The 18,691-nt window shown below is 52.9% G+C and carries 16 protein-coding genes; 6 read left to right on the top strand and 10 right to left on the bottom strand.

Annotation, left to right across the window (positions count from 1 at the left end; genetic code table 11):
• Positions 1-41: 41 nt before the first annotated feature.
• The 7 genes from fadK to IP582_RS19135 all read right to left on the bottom strand — a co-directional run bounded on the left by fadK (position 42) and on the right by IP582_RS19135 (position 7,629).
• Entirely contained in the window at positions 42-1,712 is a 1,671-nt protein-coding gene (gene fadK, locus IP582_RS19165) for a medium-chain fatty-acid--CoA ligase (protein ID WP_193794133.1), read from the bottom strand.
• A 29-nt stretch (positions 1,713-1,741) separates the two neighbouring features.
• Positions 1,742-3,073 carry an aromatic acid/H+ symport family MFS transporter gene (locus IP582_RS19160; RefSeq protein ID WP_193794132.1) on the bottom strand — a complete coding sequence of 444 codons (1,332 nt, stop codon included), beginning with the start codon at positions 3,071-3,073 and terminating at the stop codon, positions 1,742-1,744.
• A gap of 62 nt (positions 3,074-3,135) precedes the next feature.
• Entirely contained in the window at positions 3,136-3,420 is a 285-nt protein-coding gene (locus tag IP582_RS19155) for a ferredoxin family protein (protein WP_193794131.1), read from the bottom strand.
• The gene (locus IP582_RS19150) at positions 3,417-4,709 is read right to left on the bottom strand and encodes an FAD-dependent oxidoreductase (RefSeq protein WP_193794130.1); all 1,293 of its coding nucleotides are present in this window, start codon (positions 4,707-4,709) and stop codon (positions 3,417-3,419) included. Before IP582_RS19150 ends, IP582_RS19155 begins: the two co-directional genes overlap by 4 nt.
• A gap of 42 nt (positions 4,710-4,751) precedes the next feature.
• The gene (locus IP582_RS19145) at positions 4,752-5,687 is read right to left on the bottom strand and encodes an FAD-binding protein (protein WP_193794129.1); all 936 of its coding nucleotides are present in this window, start codon (positions 5,685-5,687) and stop codon (positions 4,752-4,754) included.
• 20 nt (positions 5,688-5,707) lie between these two features.
• Complete coding sequence (locus IP582_RS19140; protein ID WP_193794128.1) at positions 5,708-6,472, bottom strand: electron transfer flavoprotein; 765 nt, start codon at positions 6,470-6,472, stop codon at positions 5,708-5,710.
• An 11-nt stretch (positions 6,473-6,483) separates the two neighbouring features.
• Entirely contained in the window at positions 6,484-7,629 is a 1,146-nt protein-coding gene (locus IP582_RS19135; RefSeq protein WP_039079555.1) for an acyl-CoA dehydrogenase, read from the bottom strand.
• Positions 7,630-8,123: 494 nt separating this feature from the next.
• Here IP582_RS19135 and IP582_RS19130 point away from each other — a divergent pair, with 494 nt between their 5' ends.
• The 4 genes from IP582_RS19130 to IP582_RS19115 all read left to right on the top strand — a co-directional run bounded on the left by IP582_RS19130 (position 8,124) and on the right by IP582_RS19115 (position 13,036).
• On the top strand, positions 8,124-9,290 hold the full coding sequence (locus tag IP582_RS19130) for an acyl-CoA dehydrogenase family protein (RefSeq protein ID WP_039079556.1): 1,167 nt from the start codon (positions 8,124-8,126) through the stop codon (positions 9,288-9,290).
• Positions 9,291-9,414: 124 nt separating this feature from the next.
• A complete protein-coding gene (locus IP582_RS19125) occupies positions 9,415-10,773 on the top strand; it encodes an MFS transporter (RefSeq protein WP_193794127.1) in 1,359 nt (452 codons plus the stop codon).
• Complete coding sequence (locus tag IP582_RS19120; RefSeq protein ID WP_193794126.1) at positions 10,770-11,984, top strand: CaiB/BaiF CoA-transferase family protein; 1,215 nt, start codon at positions 10,770-10,772, stop codon at positions 11,982-11,984. Before IP582_RS19125 ends, IP582_RS19120 begins: the two co-directional genes overlap by 4 nt.
• Positions 11,985-12,124: 140 nt before the next feature.
• Positions 12,125-13,036: a helix-turn-helix domain-containing protein gene (locus IP582_RS19115; RefSeq protein ID WP_193794125.1), complete on the top strand. Its 912-nt coding sequence runs from the start codon at positions 12,125-12,127 to the stop codon at positions 13,034-13,036.
• A gap of 48 nt (positions 13,037-13,084) precedes the next feature.
• On the opposite strand, the gene ung is transcribed toward IP582_RS19115, so the two are convergent.
• Positions 13,085-13,774, bottom strand: coding sequence for a uracil-DNA glycosylase (gene ung, locus IP582_RS19110; protein WP_193794124.1), 690 nt, complete (start codon positions 13,772-13,774; stop codon positions 13,085-13,087).
• A gap of 315 nt (positions 13,775-14,089) precedes the next feature.
• Between ung and grcA the strand changes: the two genes are divergently transcribed.
• Positions 14,090-14,473 (top strand): autonomous glycyl radical cofactor GrcA, encoded by a 384-nt coding sequence (gene grcA, locus IP582_RS19105; RefSeq protein ID WP_039079560.1) that lies wholly within the window; start codon positions 14,090-14,092, stop codon positions 14,471-14,473.
• A gap of 46 nt (positions 14,474-14,519) precedes the next feature.
• On the opposite strand, the gene srmB is transcribed toward grcA, so the two are convergent.
• The gene (gene srmB, locus IP582_RS19100) at positions 14,520-15,854 is read right to left on the bottom strand and encodes an ATP-dependent RNA helicase SrmB (RefSeq protein ID WP_193794123.1); all 1,335 of its coding nucleotides are present in this window, start codon (positions 15,852-15,854) and stop codon (positions 14,520-14,522) included.
• 130 nt (positions 15,855-15,984) lie between these two features.
• On the opposite strand from srmB, the gene IP582_RS19095 reads away from it, so the two are divergent.
• Positions 15,985-16,722, top strand: coding sequence for a tRNA1(Val) (adenine(37)-N6)-methyltransferase (locus IP582_RS19095; protein WP_193794122.1), 738 nt, complete (start codon positions 15,985-15,987; stop codon positions 16,720-16,722).
• Here IP582_RS19095 and nadB read toward each other — a convergent pair.
• On the bottom strand, positions 16,707-18,326 hold the full coding sequence (gene nadB / locus IP582_RS19090; RefSeq protein ID WP_039079563.1) for an L-aspartate oxidase: 1,620 nt from the start codon (positions 18,324-18,326) through the stop codon (positions 16,707-16,709). The two genes, IP582_RS19095 and nadB, sit on opposite strands and share 16 nt — an antisense overlap.
• Positions 18,327-18,691: the final 365 nt, after the last annotated feature.

Below are 18,691 nucleotides of genomic sequence, written 5' to 3'. Positions count from 1 at the left end.
TTCTGTCGGGAAGGTTATTGTTAATAAGCACATTGGTATCCTTATTTGGATATGGCCTCGTCGAGTGCCGGGGATGCGTTTTCTCGGGAGGCAAGGGCCAGGCGCTGAACGATATCTTTGCGTAACATGAACTTTTTGACTTTCCCGGAGGCCGTTCGCGGTAAATTGTCGACCACGACCAGGTGCTCCGGATATTTATATTTAGCGATGCGTTTATGAGTAAAGAAACGGATGATGTCAGCCAGTACCAGAGGTTGTTCTTTATGGGTAAGTACCACATAAGCACATGAACGTTCTCCCAGCCGCTGATCTGGCATTGCGACGACGGCGGCGTCTTGAATATCAGGATGTTGCAACAGAATATCTTCCACTTCCCGGCTACTGATATTTTCACCGCCGCGAACAATGATGTCTTTTTTTCGCCCGGTAATTTTAAGATACCCTGCCTTGTCGACCCGGCAATAATCCCCGCTGTAATACCAGCCTTCATCATCAAGTGCCTGTGCCGTTAATTCCGGTTCATCGAAATAGCCGACAAACACATTCGGGCCGCGAGAAGCCTCTTCACCTTCGGTATATTCCGGCAGAGTGTTTCTCTTTTTATCGACGACTCTGATCTCCACTCCGTTCACCGCCGCCCCGTCTGTATTCACCTGGCGAATAAGCGAGTCTTCGGGACGGACGATGGCATGTGGCGCACTCTCCGTACTGCCATACACCCCCAGCAATGGAACTCCGGCTTTGTGGTAATCACGCACCAGTTTGCCCGGAATGGTAGTCCCGCCGCACAGAAAAAAGCGCAAAGAAGAGATATCGCACTGGCGGGCCTGCATCGCCTTAAGCAGGTCGCACGCAAACGGCGTTGCCCCCATAATGCAGGTGCATTTTTCCCGTTCAATGATCTCAAGGCACTGCTCCGGATTAAAAATATCCAGCAATACGCTGCGGGCACCCATCATAAACGGGGCGGTGACCCCATGCATAAAACCCGTGGCGTGGGCGAGTGGTGCTGGCATCAGCATAATATCCGTGCTGTTCAAATTAAGCGTTGCACAGTAGGCCCGTTCGCTGGCGATGATATTATTGTGCGTCAGCATTACCCCTTTAGGGTGGCCCTCTGTACCGGAAGTGAACAGCAGTGCGGCCAGGTCATCGCTTTTTGTCGCAATGGACTGAGCTAATGCTGGCGTGTTTGCCAGTATCTGGCTCAAAGACAATTCGTGCCGTGCGGGCTCCAGCTTATCGACCGCAATCACCTTCTCCAGCCAGGGAAGCAGCGGGCGCAGCGCGTGCAGCATTTGAATGGGACGAACATTTTTAAAGCGCGTTGCGATAAAGAGAATACGAGCCTGACATTTGTTCATGATCCATGCCAGTTCAGACTCCCGAAATGCCGGGAGCAGCGGCACGACGACGGCGCCGCATTTGAGACAGGCAAGATAGATAACGGTAAACTCACACCAGCCGGGAAGCTGCAGGGCGACCCGATCACCCGGCTGGATACCGTTTTCCACAAGCCACATCGCCATCGCGCCTGCTGCGTTATCGAGTTCACGGTAGGTATACGCCGTGCCGTGGTTGTCGCTGACGGCGATTTTATCCGCCGACGCCTTTGCCGACAGATGCCAGTAATCCGCCAGCGTCGCGTCACCCCAGTATCCTTGTTGTCGATAACGCATTTTCAGCGCCTCGTTGATTTTCATGGTTGTCATTCCGTCGTTGTCCCTGGACATAACCTGGCCTAATGAGTTTTGGCGATAGCTCTTCGTCGCTTTTTGCAATACAGCGCCAGCGCGCCTGCCACCAGAGGAAGCGGCAGAAACATAAAGACTTCACTGAATGTCCAGCCCGCCGCCAGCATGGCTGAACCCGCGCCTGCGCTGGTTATGGCACCCAGACGGCCAATTCCCGTCGCCCAGCTCACTCCGGTGGCCCGAATGGACGTTGGGTAAAAATGGGCGGCCAGCGCATAACAACCGGGGCTGATACCATTGACGGTAAACCCGAGTATCAGAACCAGAACACATAGCACCGGCAGTGACGGGATATGCATCCCCAGAATCAGTGCGCTGCAGGCGCCCCCCAGCAGGGTCAGAATGATGGCGCAATGCCTGCCCCAGCGGTCCATTTCAATGCCGATGCAGAAATTGCCCATCATGCCGCCAATCTGAAATACCGACCCCATGATGACGGCCTGTGACAGCGTCATCCCGGTGTCCCTGACCATCAGCGGCAGCCAGCTTGATAACAGATAGACACAGAACAAACCGGCAAACAGTGTTAGCCACAGCGCGAGGGTGCCAAAGGTGTATGGCGGATGCAGAAGCGATCTGGCAGTACTGGCATGTGCTTTTTGCGGCTCAGAGGTATAAAAATGGGTCTTTTCGTCGGCAATGCCGGGGACGAATTTATTCAGCAAGTGCGTCAGACGCTGTTTATTCGCGGGGTCTTGAACCAGATATTGCATCGATTCCGGCAGGTAACGTATCAGGATCAGCGCGAATATTAACGGTAATACCCCGCCGGTAATTAAGACGGAACGCCAGCCAAAGGTACCGAGTAATTGCTGGCTCAGCAGACCGCCCAATGCCGCACCGGTATTAAAACCGCAGTGGATTACGGTTGCCAGGCGCGAGCGATAACGCCAGGGGGCATACTCTGCCACCAGCGTGGTGATATTGGGCATCGCAGCCCCCAGCCCCAGGCCGGTAATAAAGCGAAAAAAGGTCAGGCTGGATAAATTCCACGACCACGCAGAAAGCAGGCTGCTTGCACCAAAAAATATGACAGAGCCAATGATGAGTTTTTTACGCCCGTAGCGGTCAGCCAGCGGCCCGGAAATAAGTGAACCGGCAGCCAGACCAAATAAGCCGCTCATCATCACCGGACCTAACATATGGCGGGATATCTGCCAGTCATCGATCAAGGCCGGAGCAATAAAACCTATTGCGGTAACATCAAAGCCATCAATACCTAATACAAAGAACCCTAAAAAAACTATCAGCCACTGGCGTCGGCTAATCGGGTGCTTATCCAGAACGGTACTGATATCAATTTTTTCCTGAGTTGACATAAATCCTCCCCGCACGGGAGAGTGACGTTCACCACAAAGGGTGACGCGAGCGAAAGAGGGGATCAGCCAAAACGAAATTCAACGCCGAAGTTCCCCTGCGGATATTCCCATTTCTCTAATATTGTCCCTTCGCACAACACACGACATGTGCCACATTCCAGACAGCCGGCATAATCAAAATGGATATTTCCTGCCTCATCCTCGCGATATAGCCCGGCAGGGCAGGCAGTGAGCAATTTACGAAATTGCGCTTTGTCAGGGGCGGCCACAAGAATGATGTGTGGGTTAGTTTCATCCACTCTGAATTTGTTGACGCCCAGTTTCACATCGACATTTACCGTGCTCATAATGCGCGCCCTCCAGCGATGCCGTCTTTTAATAAATTCATTAACCCGACGCGTTTTCCCTGTTTCAATATCGTCTTCCAGAAGGGCGTCGGTTTGGTGCCATCCACAGTGAAAAGTTCGGACATGATATTGGCCGCCATCTGTGGGTATTGCGTAAAGAGGCGCGGGTTTTCCATCAGGCCAGGCAACTTGCGATAGTGCCGCATATCCTGCAAGACGCAGCTTTTCTCCAGCGCCTGCGTGTATTTTTCAAGCCGGGCATAGCTGAAATCATTACTCTCTTTTGCGGCAATGATGGTTTGCGCTGCGATATTCGCGGCCTCAATCGCCAGATCCATACCTCGCACGGTAAAGCCGAGGTTCAGACACATCCCTGCGGCATCGCCTACGACCAGCACACCATCGCCAGCCAGTTTTGGCAGCATCTCGATTCCGCCTTCTGGTACCAGATGAGCGGAATACTCAAGCAGCGTTCCCCCTTCGATAAGGGGGCGCACCGCCGGGTGCTGTTTAAATTCCTCCAGCATCTGCGGAACCGATTTTTGCGCTTTTTCAATGCCCCCCAGGCCGTACACCAGACCCAGTGAAATGGATTCACGGTTGGTATAGAGAAACCCTCCGCCCATTAAGCCATCCGACGGGGAACCGGCAAACAGCCAGGCCGCGCCTTCGTCACCCGTTACGCCAAAGCGGTCTTGAATGGTTTGGGCTGGCAGTGAAATGAGCTCTTTAACCCCTACGGCGTAATGATGAGGGTTCGATTTTTGTACCAGTCCAATTGAACGACCTAACAGCGAATTTACCCCGTCGGCCAGCACCACCACGTTTGCCCCAAGGACATCCTCACCGGCCTGAACTCCGGTTACCCGCCCCTGCTGGTGGATTAACGCATCCACCCGCACGCCTGTGATGAACTGTGCGCCAACCGCCTCGGCTTGTTCCATCAGCCAGCTATCGAATCCATGACGCAGCACCGTCCAGGACGTTTTTTCCGGGTTCGCATCGCGAGACGGCGCCTGATAATCCAGCGTGACGGCGCTGTCATTGGTCAGAAAAGAGATCTTCTCTTTGGTGATTTTTCGCTCAATGGGGGCGCTTTGCGCAAAACCGGGGATGATCTTTTCCAGACTGTGGGCATAGAGCCGCCCGCCCGTCATATTTTTACTGCCTGCAGTATCCCCCCGCTCAATGACCAGTACGTCCAGCCCGGCTTTCGCCATCACATACGCGGCGGTGCATCCCGCCACTCCGGCCCCCACGATAATCGCGTCAAATTTTTCGTCCGACATACTTTTACTCCATTGCCGCCAGAAAGACTGGCGGCTTGCGTCTTATCGTTTTAATAATTCCGTTAACAGGGGGACGACCTTATAGATATCGCCCACCAGACCATAATCGGCGTACTGGAAAATCGGCGCGTTTTTATCTTTATTAACGGCGATAATCGTTTTGGCGCCATTGCCACCGACCATATGCTGGATCTGCCCGGAAATGCCCAGGGCGAGATAGATATCGGATTTCAGCAGCACGCCGGAAACGCCAACGTAACGTTCGCGATCCATCCAATGTTCGCCTTCGGCAATCGGACGCGAACAGCCCACTTCGGCATCCAGCGCAGAGGCCAGACCCCAGACCATTTGCAGGTCCTCTTTCGCCAGTAGGCCACGGCCAATACCGATGACACGGCGCGCTTTGCCAAGGTCGACGTTACTGGCCGTTTTTGACCGCCGTTCACGACAGAGCATTTCATTGGCGGGTGGGATGTAATCCACCTGAGTGAGTGGGGGAGTAGCGGCGTTTACTTCGGCCAACGGCTCATAAACACCGCTCGCCAGCGTGATGACGGCGACAGGGGTATTCACTTTTTCCCGCCCAAATGCCAGCCCGCCATACATGCGATGTTCGGCGTACAGGTCGTCGCCGTTGCGTTCCAGCAGGGTCACGTCATTCACCAGCGCGGATTGCAGCAGCACGCTGAGTTTTGCCGCCAGGCCTTTGCCACGGCGTGTCGCGGCTAGCAGAATCAGCGTTTTGCCGTCTTCTTTTCTGACAAGCGAGGCGAATGTTTCCGCATAGTTTTCGACGCGCTGCTTATCGGTTTTGCCACACAGCAAATAGACCGTGTCTGCCTGTTTAACCTCAGTGACGTCACGCTCATCCCATATCACTGCGTTAACGTGTTCACCCAGTTGCCGTGCGCCAGCGAGCAGATCTGCATAGCGATCGGCACTGTCGCTGAATACCCAAACATTATTGATTTTGCCCATGATGTGCTTCTCCACTGCCCTTAGCTCAACGCGTTGGTCAGATAATCACGCAGGCGAGAGACCTCTTCCTGCCCGTCGCCTTCAATGATGATGTGTTTGCGTTCCGTCTGTTGCGGCGCGTAGACGCCAGCTAATTCAGTCCGCGCTGAATCCGGTGCCCAGTCAATGTCACCCGCGCTCCATTGGGTGACGCTTTTCTTCCCGGCGCCAAGGATGGCTTTCATCGAGGGGATGCGTGGCAGGTTGATATCCGATGAGACGCACAGTACCGCCGGGAGTGGCACATCCAGCACTTCTATTTCATTTTCCAGCGTGCGCTCAACGGTGACGAAGCCCTCTTTGAGTTCAATTTTGCTGACGCCGTTCACCGCCGGGAGCTGCAACATTGCACCGACCAGCAGCCCGGTTTGCTGGGCGTACATATCGCCGGAACCTTCGCCACAGATCAGCAGGTCGAAGGCGATTTTCTGGCTCGCGGCAGCAATAGCGCGTGCGGTGTCATAGGGCAGGGAACTGGCCAGACGATCATCGTGAACCAGGTAAAGCGCATTGGGACCACGTGAAAGGGCGTCTTTACGCAGTTTGGCGTTATCGAGCGCTTTTCCCCCTACGCTCAGGGCCACCACTTCATGGCTTTCCCCCGCGAGCTGAACGGCGGCCTCAATTGCGTTGAGATCAAAGGGGCTGATTTTTTCCCCGGCCTTGTCTGTCGCCAGGGTTCTGTCAGCCGTGATAACGATATCCTGTTCCTCAGGAACCAGTTTGTAGCAGGCAATAAATCTCATGGCATATCCTATTATTTTTCATACTGTTTCAGGATCTGGCGAGCGGAGATGTAAACCATAATCTCGTCGGTGCCGCCGCCAATGCGGTTTACGCGGGTGTCGCGCCAGAAGCGAGATACGCGGCTGTCATCGGTGTAGCCGAGCCCGCCCAGAATTTGCATCGCATCGTCAATCACCTCGCAGGCCGACTGAGCGCAGTACAACTTGCACATCGGGGCGGACAGACGCATCGATAAATCGTTGTCGCACTCCCAGGCGGTGCGGTAGACCATGTTTTTCATGTTCTGAATTTTGATGGCCATTTGGGTCAACTTGAGTTGTATCATCTGGAACTGGCCAATGTTTTGGCCGAACTGAATGCGCTGATTGGCGTAGCGCGCAGCATCTTCGAAGGCGCATTCCGCCACCCCCAGCGAGTGGGCGGCAATGACCAGGCGTTCGATATCGAAGTTTTGCATCATATGGATAAAGCCATAACCTTCCTGGCCCACCATGTCGCTCTCTTCTAACTCAACGTTATCCAGAAAGACTTCGCAGTTGCTGACCATATGCCAGCCGACTTTATGCAGGTTGTTGCGTTTTACGCCGGGGGAATTGGGATCCAGCCACCATAAGGTGAAACAGCGCTTAGGATCTTCCGGCTCGGGATTGCGTGCCAGCACCAGCATGTAGGGGTAATCTTTTGCACCGGTGATAAAGGTCTTTTGACCATTCAGATACACTTTGCCGTTCTTACGGGTGTAGGTGGTGGCGATGCGATTGTTGTCTGAACCGGCCTGGGGTTCGGTAAATGCCAGAGAGTAGGCGGGGATCCCCGTCAGGCCCACCTCGGCGGTTTTGGCCAGTTGCTCTGCGTTACCAAACCGCTGCATGTTATGGATGCATTGCCCCTCGGTCATGATGTAGGCCGGGGCGCCCATGCGGGCAATTTCTTCGAGCACCAGTACCTGGGTCATCATATCGGCGGGCACGCCGCCCAGCTCTTCGGGAATGCCCAATAAACCAATGCCGCTTTCGGCTAAGGCATTGAAGAACTCGCGCGGGAAAGTCCGTGTCTCATCGCATCTTTTGAAATACTCTTCGGGAAAATTACGGGTAATCAACTCCCGAATACTTGCTAATAGTAATTCCTGTTCTTCGGTCAGGCTAAAGTCCATGACGCATCCTCTTGATAGGTTCTCCGGTGGGGATTTATAAAATAAAGCACTCCCCGGCATTATTTATCGCCGATCATTCTGTCCGGTTCGCCAGCCTTTATAATTACTGGTTCGAATGTTGTTTTATCTGGAATAATAATTACAGGTGTCGTGAGGATATATAGACATATCTCACTTGATCCTGGACAAAACGAACATTAAAGCCCGTTTTGTGATGCGTATTGGTAATTTTTAAATTTTTTATCGCCTTATTATTTTATTTATCTATTTGTTTTTATTGTTATTTTGTGTGCTATCGCTACATCATGTATGTTCGATTTGTCCAATAATTGGTTGGATATGTCAATATCAAGCCTTTGCGCCACTTTTTATAATCCCGGTGTCAATTCGTGAAGAAAGACGAAAAGGGGCCCAGGATTTATTGCAACTTACATTGGTATCGTCTGAATTCTTCAATGGTTATTTAATCATTTAATATGAAGTGGGGTTGGTATATGGCTATTTTATCTCAACAGCAACTGGAAGCACTGAAACAAAAAGTCAGAAAAGTCACGGAAACAGAGTTGGAGGAAATCCAACTGGTGGTTGAGCGAACTAATGTCTTCCCGGACTCCTATTACGACGTATGTCGCAAAAATGATTTATTTCGCCTGGCCATTCCTGAAGAGTTTGGCGGTCTGGGACTGAACTGCGAGCAATTCTTTTCCGTCATGGAGGAGTTCTGCCGTGGCCCTGGCGGTATGCGTATGAACCTGCACCATGCTAACGGCCTGAACTGGCGCATCATGTATGACCATGGCGCCCCCGACCTTCGAGCTAAATGGCTGCCGTTACTGGCCAATAAAGATGCTTACATCAACTTTGCACTGACCGAAGCAGAGTGTGGTTCCGGGGCGGATATTCGGACAACTGCAGTAAGAAAAGGGGATAAATACATTCTCAATGGTACCAAGACCCTGATCTCCCATACGGATATTTCTGACGGTAGCTACGTTATTGCGGTAACGGATGAAAGCAAACGCAAAAAAGGGGGATTAACCGCTTTCTTTATCGAAACCAACACGCCGGGTTATTACATCGATCCGATGCCACACATGATGGGCTGCCGTGGCGCGGGCCATGCGTATCTGCGCTTTGAAAACTGCGAAGTGCCTGCGCACAACATTATGGGCAAAGAGGGTGATGGTCTGGATATCTTCATGGATGCGTTGGCGCACTCCAGAGCGATGATTGCTGTTACCTGCCTGGGCATGTCGCAGCGCTTCCTGGAACTGGCGATTGCCCGTGCGAAGGATCGTGTGACGTTCGGTAAGCCATTGGTAGCGCGTCAGGCCATTCAGCAAACTCTGGCAGACATGGGCACTCAGGTTCATGCCCTGCGCGTAATGCTGCGTGATTGCGCGCAGAAATTCGATCGCGGCGAAGACATTGAGATGGTTTCGGCGATGTGCAAACTGCATGGTATTGATACGGTGCGAACTGTGTCGGATAGCTGCCTGGAGATCTTCGGTGGGATTGGTTACTTCGAAGATAACCCGTATGGCCCGGTGGAAAGAATGTATCGCGATGCACGCGCGCTGTGGTTTGAAGAAGGTCCGCGTACCGTTCAGCGCCTGACGATTGCACGTCCGCTGATTGCCGCCGCGGGTGAAATTCGCTAACCCGCCTGAGCCCATGCAACGAAGGGATATTACTGGGTGTTATTCCGTAATATCCCGACTGTGATCGCACACTGCGCGTGATTTCGTGGGTGCGATCATTCTTATTTTCTCGCGAGAGTGACCTATGAGTACATCACCTGGGAATAGACGTTGGGGCATTATTGTTCTGCTGATTATTGATTATTTCGTTATGTTTGTTGCCCGTAGCAGTATGTCGATGTGCGGGCCGGCACTGATGCATGAATATGGCTGGACCGCCATTCAGTTTGGCTGGGTCTCCACCGCATTTTTTATTGGCTACGCGATAACAATGTTGCCGGCAGGGCTGCTGGCTGACCGCTTTGGCGGTGGGATTGTGCTGGTAACCGGTACCTTGTGGTGGGTCGTTTTTACCTTCTTCACACCGCTAGGTTCCACGCTCGGCATCATGATGCTGCTGCGTATTCTGGTTGGCGTCGGGCAGGGGTTGCTGGTTCCGGCGAACTTTTCGCTGGCGGCCAGATGGGTGCCTAAAAGTGAATCCGGTAAAGCGACCGGGTTACTGCAGGTTGGTTGTCCTGCGGGGATCGCCTTTGCCATGGTGCTGGCGGCCTGGATTATTCAAACCTGGGGCTGGAAATCCGTTTTTTACATCGTCTCTGTGCCGGGGTTAGTGTGGTGCCTGCTGTGGTGGTGGCTGGGTAACAGTCGCCCGCAAATGGATAATCGCATCAACCGTCAGGAGCTTGCGTATATTCAGGCGGGGCAGGCTGTTGCTAACGCGGAACAATCCGCTCAGAAAGAGACGGCAGGGGGCGATCTGACGAAAGCCGATATCCTGTCAACGCCCTCCATCTGGGCCTGCGCGTTGTGTTACTTCTGTACGAATTATCTGTTTTTTCTCTTTATGACCTGGCTGCCGACCTATTTCGCGATGGGACGCGGTATCGATCTTAAACAAAGCGCGATTTACTCCATGCTCCCGTATCTGGTGGCCATTCTGGCCTATCCGCTCGGTGGTCTGGTCACGGACGCCGCCTGTCGGCGCTTTGGACAAAATATCGGGCGCAAGCTCTCTCCGGTTGCTGGACTGCTGCTGGCCGGGGTGTTTCTGATTCTGGGGACGCGAGCAAACAGCCTCTGGAGCGCGGCTACGCTCATCTCCGCCTCGAATTTTTTCCTCTGTTTCACCATGGCAGCGCATTTCTCCATTCCGATTATTTTCTCCCAGAAAAACACCGGCATGCTGGTGGGGTTGAACGGCGTATTTGGCACGCTGGCGGGTATTCTTTCGCCGGTTCTGGCGGGATGGGTTATTGATGTTTCCGGACAGTATGAGTACGCGCTCTATCTGGGGGCGAGTATCGCCATTCTGGGCGCATTCTTCATGCTTATCGCCCGGATTAAGCCCATTGAAAAGAAAGGATTGCACGGAAATTTGCGCGGCGCGGGCGGACTGGCGGGGCGACAGGGTTTTTCCAAAATGAAGGAGCATGAGTTATGAGGCCATTAGAAGGCATTAAAGTAGTGGATTTAACGTCATTCCTGGCGGCACCCACCGTGGCACGTATTCTGGGTGACTGGGGGGCGGATGTGATCAAAATCGAACCGCCGTCTGGCGATCCGGGACGTACTCAGGCTTCTGTGTTCAACATGCCTTACGAGGATGACGAAAACCCGGCATTTGATATCTCTAACGCTAATAAACGATTCCTGTGCCTGAACCTGAAAAAAGAGAGCGCGAAAGCTATTGCGTACCGCATCCTCTCGACGGCAGATGTCGTTGTGACCAGCTATCGCACAAAAGCGCTTGAACGGCTTGGGTTTTCCTGGGAAGAGTTGCACTTGCGCTTTCCACGCTTAATTTTCGCGCAGATCCTGGGGTATGGCGAAAAAGGGCCGGAAAAAGACACCGCCGGGTTTGATGCGACGGCTTACGTTTGTCGCGGCGGGATCCTTGGGTCAACCAATGAGCGCGGCGAAACCCCGATCAACTCGGTAAACGGCTTTGGTGATTTTCAGGCGTCCATGTGCCTGGTGTCGGGTATTTGCGCTGCGCTGTACGGGCGTACGCTTTCGGGAACGGGCGAGAAGGTGACGGTTAGCCTGCACCATACGGCGCTGTTTATGATGAGCATTGCCGTGACCTCAGCACAGTACGGCAACGTCTATCCGAAGTCGCGCTGTGAAGTCTCCAACCCGTTCAACAACACCTATAAGACCCGTGATGGGCGATGGATGGTCATTTGTATTCCGGAATACGATCGCTTCTTCAATAAGTTTATGGTGCTTCTTGGTCGTGAGGATCTGGTCGACAGTCCGGAATTTTGCCGTATTGCCGATGTGAACCAGTTTGGTCGTAATCGGGACATTATCAATATTATCAGTGAGCAGGTCGCCAAACGTCCGCTTAGCGAGATGATGCGGCTCTTAAAAGAAAACGATTTTGCCCATGAGAAAGGGTATACCCCGGATGAGATTCTGGAAGATGACCAGGCATGGGCGACCGACTGCCTGCGTCACGTTGAGTACCCCACGGGAAATAAACGGGTGCTGGTGACGCCGCCTGTTACGATCCACGGCATGGGAGAATCGCAGATCAAACCGTCCCGGCGACTGGGATATCACTCACAACAAATTCTGAATGAATATGGATACTCAGCTAAGGATATCGAGTCGTTACGTCAGGAGGGCGCAGTCATTTTACCCGCCTGACGATCTCGGTTTTTAAATCGTTTGCTGCGCTGGTCTTCGAGTGCTGAACGCAGATATTCCGGAATAAATCCGCTGTTTTCGCAGTTCCCGACAGACCAGCCAGGCCGTGCAGCAGCACTGAGAAGAGTAGAGGAGCATTGATGGCAACCACTATTCCTACTTATGCATTATACGGTGAGCAGTCTGGGCTAAGCTGGGAGAATTTTTTCAATGTCGAGATGATCTCCTTGCGATCAAAGGATCTGAACTGGCGGGCAAGCCCGCATGTACATGACTCGCTCATTCAGGTGTTATTCATCCAGCGAGGGCAGGTCGAAGTATTGATGAACTGCACGCGACAACTGGCCAAAGCCCCCTGTCTGATTCTGGTCCCCGCGCAGACTGTTCACGGTTTTCACTACACGCCAGATACCGAAGGACTCACCATTACTGCTTCGCAGCGGCCGCTTGAGTCGGTCATTGGCGTGCTGGCACCCGATATCCTCAAGCTGGTGCATAAACCGTGCATTATTTCGCTGGAATATTTCCCCGAGGAGAAGGATGCCATCTGGGCGTTTTATTACTCCATGCTGAATGAATTACGCGTGCCCATGATTAACCAGACAGCAATGTGCGCGTCGCTGTTTATCTCTATGTTTGTTCATCTATCGCGGATTACCGAGCCCGGTTTCGCCGATCAGCAGATGGACAACTCGTCGCGCAAGGCATCGCAGATCAACAAATTCCTCGCCATCGTTGACCAGAAATTTCGCCAGCGGCTGACGGTGAATGATTACTCCTGTGAAATGGGAATGTCACCCGGACATCTCTCGCGTCTGTGCCGTTTAACGCTGGGGATGTCGAGTCTGGATGTGATTAATATGCGGGTGATTCAGGAGGCGCAGCGCGAGCTGGTTTATACCTCAAAGACCATCAAACAACTGGCTGCCTTTCTGGGATTTAACGATGAGGCCTATTTTACCCGTTTCTTTCATAAACATACGGGCGTAAGTCCCAGTCAGTTCCGGGAACGGGCCGTGCGGGAAATTGCGACGGGAGAAGAGTACCTGTAAATGCGTTCAACACATCCCGCCATTGCTGCGGGATGTGAACTGCAATATTTATTCACTTTCCGCCGGTAACACAGGCATCCAGTCGATCGGTGTCTGGCCGTGTTTTTCCAGCCATTCATTTGCCAGAACAAAGTGCTTACACCCGAAGAAGCCCCTGTGTGCGGATAACGGTGACGGGTGGGGCGCTTTCAATACATGGTGGCGTTTACCGTCGATAATTGACCCTTTCTTCTGCGCATGCGATCCCCAAAGTAAAAACACCACGCCTTCACGGTGTTCATTGATGAGACTGATGACTTTATCGGTAAAGGTCTCCCAGCCAAGACTGGCATGGGAGTGCGCCTGCCCGGCGCGCACCGTTAAGACAGTATTGAGAAGCAGCACGCCCTGATGCGCCCAGCTTTCCAGATAACCATGCGTCGGACGAACGAACCCGGGTACCGACTGTTCGAGCTCTTTATACATATTCAGTAATGATGGCGGGATGGCGATACCGGGACGCACCGAAAATGCCAGCCCATGGGCCTGACCGGGGCCGTGATAGGGATCCTGACCGAGGATCACGACTTTGACATCGCCCAGTTCAGTAAAACGGAACGCATTGAAGACATCTTTTTGCGGCGGATAGATGGTGACACCGGACTGCCGTTCTGTCGCTACCGCGCTGAGGGTATTGATAAAGTAAGGCTGTTGTTTCTCTTCTGCCAGCACATCATGCCATGTTAATGAGGTGGTCATCCCGCTCTCCTGCCAATTTCAGTGACTGTAGCTTAACTGCTTCTTCCGCTGGCGCAAAATCGACACGTAAAACAGAACGTTAGAAGCTTAAAAAAATTTGAAAATTTACAAAAATTTTAAGAGGTAGAAAGTTGCTAACTTGATGTAAAACAATAAATTCCGCCTATCACCTTTTTCGCAGTGTGGTTTTTATTGATTTTAATCAAAGAATCGGGGGTGTGTGGAGGGTATATATACACTCAAGCAACAATGGTTTTACCAATTGGCCGCCACAAGGCCGATCAAATCAAAAATAATGCCTAAGGGAGGCACATCATGATTACGGGTATCCAAATTACTAAAGCGGCAAATGATGATCTGTTGAACTCTTTCTGGTTGCTCGACAGCGAAAAAGGCGAAGCGCGCTGTGTTTGTGCAAAAGCCGGTTATTCCGAAGATGAAGTCGTTGCCGTGAGCAAACTGGGTGACATTGAATACCGTGAAATTCCGATGGAAGTGAAACCGGAAGTCCGTGTAGAAGGCGGTCAGCATCTGAACGTAAACGTGCTGCGTCGCGAAACGCTTCTGGATGCTGTAGAACATCCGGAAAAATACCCACAGCTGACCATCCGTGTTTCTGGCTATGCCGTACGTTTCAATTCTCTGACGCCGGAACAGCAGCGCGACGTTATCGCTCGTACCTTTACTGAAAGCCTGTAATCCGCAGGCTGCAGAAATAAAAACGCCGGGCTATCCCGGCGTTTTTTTATTCTTCGTTATTTTGTTGTTCTGTTGCGGCGGCGCTTGGCTTACGGCGCTTACCAATATTTTTAGTATCGCGGTGGCGCTGTTTAACGCGCGGCTTCTCTTTTTCTTTCTCTTTTTTCTTCTCTGCACGCTTAGCCAGCACTTTCTTCGACGGCTTGCCGGTCATTTTTTCGCTCGGCGCGCGCGTAATGGGGCGCAGTTCATCAATCACGCGGATTTTCAGCGGTTCTTCAACGTAGCGACCAATCTTCTGCAATAGCAGATGATCGTGAGTTTCGACCAGTGAAATCGCGGTCCCTTTGCGTCCCGCACGACCGGTACGGCCAATGCGGTGCAGATAGGTGTCACCACTGCGCGGCATATCGAAGTTAAACACATGGCTCACGTCAGGAATATCGATACCACGGGCGGCGACATCAGTGGCAACCAGCACATTAACGCGACCGTCGGTCAGGCGTTTGATGCCTTCAACGCGTTTCGCCTGTGCCATCTCGCCTTCGAGATAGCAGTTGTTGATACCCGCTGCACGCAACTGCTCCGCCAGTTCATGGACACGCTCGCGTTTACGCACGAAGACGATTGAACGGGTTACGCCGTCTTGCTTGAGCAAATGCTTGAGCAATTCCAGCTTGTGTTCGTAGTTGTCCGCGCGGTAGTACCACTGGTGGATCTTTTTACGCTCGCGGGTGGACGGCGTTGCAGAAACTTCAACCGGATCTTCCAGCAGACGCTCGGCGAAGTCTTTGATCGCTTCGCCTTCCAGCGTTGCGGAAAACAGCATGGTCTGTTTGCGCCAGCGTGTTTCGCCAGAAATATGCTCGATGTCCTGCGCAAAGCCCAGATCCAGCATGCGATCCGCTTCGTCGAGGATCAATGTTTCGACCGCACGGCAGTCAAAATTCTCTTCTTTAATGTATTGCAGCAGTCGGCCTGTGGTTGCGACCACGATATCCTGGTTTTCGCTGAACACTTCGGCGTGGTTCATATAGGCCACACCGCCGGTGATGGTAGCAATATCCAGGTGGGTATTTTTTGCCAGCTCGCGGGCGTGGTCGGCAACCTGCATCGCCAGTTCACGAGTCGGCGTCAGGATGAGAATGCGCGGCGGGCCCGATTTCTTACGTGGGAAGTCCAGCAGGTGCTGCAACGCTGGCAGCAAATATGCCGCCGTTTTACCCGTACCGGTCGGCGCTGAGCCAAGTACATCACGCCCTTCAAGCGCAGGCGGAATGGCGGCGGCCTGGATGGCGGTCGGGCGTGTGAAACCTTTCTCCTGGAGCGCGTCCAGTAGGCTGTCGTCGAGTTCGAGTTCGGAAAAAGTCGTTACAGTCATGATCTACCTCTGTGTGGGGCGCTGATTATAGACGTTACGGCTGCAATCTTCATCTGTTTGTAAGCTTATTACTTTTCCGGCGCTTTGCTTTCACCTATGCTACGTCTGTTTCCGTATAGAGGTTGTAAAGATGCCCCACCAGAAGGCGCAGTTGCGCCGCGATGGTTTCACATTTAAAGCGTTTTTTGTTGCACACGATCGTTGCGCCATGAAAGTCGGCACCGACGGCATCTTACTCGGTGCGTGGTCGCCTGTTTCGCGGGCGAAAAGGGTGCTGGATATTGGCACGGGCAGCGGGCTGGTGGCGCTGATGTTGGCGCAGAGAACAACCGATGCGGTTGTCATCGATGCAGTAGAACTCGATGAGCAAGCGGCCGCACAGGCGCAGGAGAATGGGCAGGCGACACCCTGGGCTGCGCGTTTTCATGTCCATCATGCGGATATTCGCGATTGGTGTGCGGGGCAAACGGCACGTTACGATCTGATTGTCAGTAACCCGCCTTTTTTTGCGCAGGGCGTGCAGTGTGCGACCCCGGAGCGGGAACAAGCTCGCTATACCACGACGCTGGATCACGCAGTGTTGCTGGACTGTGCGGCGTCGCTTATCACCGAAGACGGTTTCTTCTGCGTGATCCTCCCGGTAGACGTGAGTGAATCCTTTGCCCAAAAAGCGCAGGGTATAGGCTGGCACTTACGGTTACGTACGGATGTGGCGGAGTATGAAAATCGCCCGCCGCATCGCATATTAATGGCCTTTTCGCCAACGCCGGGGGAATGTTTCACCGACTGGCTGGCGATCCGCGGTGCCGATCAGCATTATTCTGAAAGTTACACCGCGCTCACTCAGGCTTTCTATTTATTCATGTAAGTGCGTGGCGACAAAACCGTTGGGCCGGATTCAGGCAACTGATCCGGATAATCCAGCGTATAGTGCAAGCCGCGGCTTTCCTTACGTTCCATAGCGCAGCGCACGATAAGCTCTGCCACCTGTACCAGGTTACGTAGTTCCAGCAAATTGTTCGACACGCGGAAATTGGCGTAGTACTCGTCAATTTCCTGCTGGAGCAAAGTAATACGTCGTAAGGCGCGCTCCAGACGTTTGGTGGTACGCACAATGCCAACGTAATCCCACATAAACAAGCGCAGCTCATGCCAGTTATGCTGGAGAATCACACGTTCATCGGCATCGTCGACGCGGCTTTCATCCCAGGCGGGAAGCGTGGGGGCTGGGCGGGTCATGCCGATCCGACGATCAATATCTTCTGCCGCCGACCAGCCGTAAACCAGACATTCGAGTAGCGAGTTAGACGCCATGCGGTTGGCGCCATGCAGGCCCGTATAGCTCACTTCGCCAATCGCATACAAGCCATCGACATCGGCCCGACCATGTTCGTCCACCATGACGCCGCCGCAGGTATAATGCGCGGCAGGCACGATAGGTACCTGATCTTTGGTTAAATCGATCCCCAGCCCCAGCAGTTTTTCATAAATCATCGGGAAATGCTGGCGGACAAAATCCTCAGGCTTATGGCTGATGTCGAGATACATACAATCAACCCCCAGACGTTTCATCTCGTGATCAATGGCGCGCGCGACAACATCGCGCGGTGCCAGTTCGCCGCGAGGGTCAAAATCGGGCATGAAACGGGTGCCGTCCGGACGTTTAAGATGCGCCCCTTCACCGCGCAGAGCTTCGGTGAGCAGGAAATTGCGCGCCTGTGGGTGGAACAGGGCCGTCGGGTGAAACTGATTGAACTCCAGGTTTGCCACGCGACATCCGGCACGCCAGGCCATGGCGATACCGTCGCCGGATGAGATATCCGGGTTGGTGGTGTACTGGTACACTTTTGATGCGCCGCCCGTCGCCAGCACGACGGCTTTTGCATGGCAGGTTTCCACAATCTCTTTATTACGGTTCCAGATCCATGCGCCTACGACGCGACGCGTGCCGGGCAGGCCGATTTTATCGGAAACAATCAAATCCACCGCGTTGCTGCGTTCAATGATATGAATGTTTGGGTGATTCAGCGCCTTGCTGACCAGGGTGTTTTCAACCTCTTTTCCGGTGGCATCGGCGGCATGCAGAATGCGGCGGTGGCTGTGGCCGCCTTCGCGGGTCAGGTGATAGCTTTCGCTTCCTTGTGCATCCACCTGCATATCGAACGCGACGCCCTGATCGATCAGCCATTGCACACACTGACGGGCGTTACTGGCAACAAACTCTGCTGCCTGACGTTCAACAATACCAGCCCCGGCAATCAGCGTATCTTCGACATGAGACTCAACGCTGTCGGTTTCATCAAACACAGCGGCAATACCGCCCTGTGCGTAAAAAGTTGAGCCTTCACTCACCGGCCCTTTGCTTAACACGATAACGTTGTGGCGTTCAGCGAGGCGCAGAGCAACAGACAGGCCCGCGGCACCGCTGCCAATGACCAGCACATCGCACGAAAGTTCGGGGGTTGTTTTCATGATGGTGTGTTTAATTTACTAAACAAGGTTCGGGCAGCATAGCACTGCAATCTACCCTGGCGTAACCATTTTTTAATGATTTGTACTAACGGCTAAACATGCGAGGGCGGCATAAATGCGATGCCCGCAAGAAAATCGTTATCTGGCAGATTGTTAGCTGATATGGATTAGGTGATGAAAAAAAGGCTGTGTTGCGTTACTCTCTGGCGGTCTTCGGGTCTTTTCATAATCAACATACCCGATACAGAGTTTGTGGACTTATAATGAGTCATAATGAAAAGTCTGCAGAACGATTCACAAAAACAAAGGCGTAACGGAACTTTTTACTGAACCTTCGCTCTAAATGGCTGCTTGCTCATATAGTG

This window comes from Citrobacter sp. BDA59-3 (assembly GCF_015167655.1).
GTDB classification, from domain to species: domain Bacteria; phylum Pseudomonadota; class Gammaproteobacteria; order Enterobacterales; family Enterobacteriaceae; genus Phytobacter; species Phytobacter diazotrophicus.
Note: the sequence above shows the minus strand (reverse complement) of the source record. Positions and strands in the feature narration are given on the sequence as shown.

Bases quoted from the DNA above. Each gene is read 5' to 3' on its own strand.
- fadK (WP_193794133.1), bottom strand. From the start codon at position 1,712: ATGACAACCATGAAAATCAACGAGGCGCTGAAAATGCGTTATCGACAA.
- IP582_RS19160 (WP_193794132.1), bottom strand. From the start codon at position 3,073: ATGTCAACTCAGGAAAAAATTGATATCAGTACCGTTCTGGATAAGCAC.
- IP582_RS19155 (WP_193794131.1), bottom strand. From the start codon at position 3,420: ATGAGCACGGTAAATGTCGATGTGAAACTGGGCGTCAACAAATTCAGA.
- IP582_RS19150 (WP_193794130.1), bottom strand. From the start codon at position 4,709: ATGTCGGACGAAAAATTTGACGCGATTATCGTGGGGGCCGGAGTGGCG.
- IP582_RS19145 (WP_193794129.1), bottom strand. From the start codon at position 5,687: ATGGGCAAAATCAATAATGTTTGGGTATTCAGCGACAGTGCCGATCGC.
- IP582_RS19140 (WP_193794128.1), bottom strand. From the start codon at position 6,472: ATGAGATTTATTGCCTGCTACAAACTGGTTCCTGAGGAACAGGATATC.
- IP582_RS19135 (WP_039079555.1), bottom strand. From the start codon at position 7,629: ATGGACTTTAGCCTGACCGAAGAACAGGAATTACTATTAGCAAGTATT.
- IP582_RS19130 (WP_039079556.1), top strand. From the start codon at position 8,124: ATGGCTATTTTATCTCAACAGCAACTGGAAGCACTGAAACAAAAAGTC.
- IP582_RS19125 (WP_193794127.1), top strand. From the start codon at position 9,415: ATGAGTACATCACCTGGGAATAGACGTTGGGGCATTATTGTTCTGCTG.
- IP582_RS19120 (WP_193794126.1), top strand. From the start codon at position 10,770: ATGAGGCCATTAGAAGGCATTAAAGTAGTGGATTTAACGTCATTCCTG.
- IP582_RS19115 (WP_193794125.1), top strand. From the start codon at position 12,125: ATGGCAACCACTATTCCTACTTATGCATTATACGGTGAGCAGTCTGGG.
- ung (WP_193794124.1), bottom strand. From the start codon at position 13,774: ATGACCACCTCATTAACATGGCATGATGTGCTGGCAGAAGAGAAACAA.
- grcA (WP_039079560.1), top strand. From the start codon at position 14,090: ATGATTACGGGTATCCAAATTACTAAAGCGGCAAATGATGATCTGTTG.
- srmB (WP_193794123.1), bottom strand. From the start codon at position 15,854: ATGACTGTAACGACTTTTTCCGAACTCGAACTCGACGACAGCCTACTG.
- IP582_RS19095 (WP_193794122.1), top strand. From the start codon at position 15,985: ATGCCCCACCAGAAGGCGCAGTTGCGCCGCGATGGTTTCACATTTAAA.
- nadB (WP_039079563.1), bottom strand. From the start codon at position 18,326: ATGAAAACAACCCCCGAACTTTCGTGCGATGTGCTGGTCATTGGCAGC.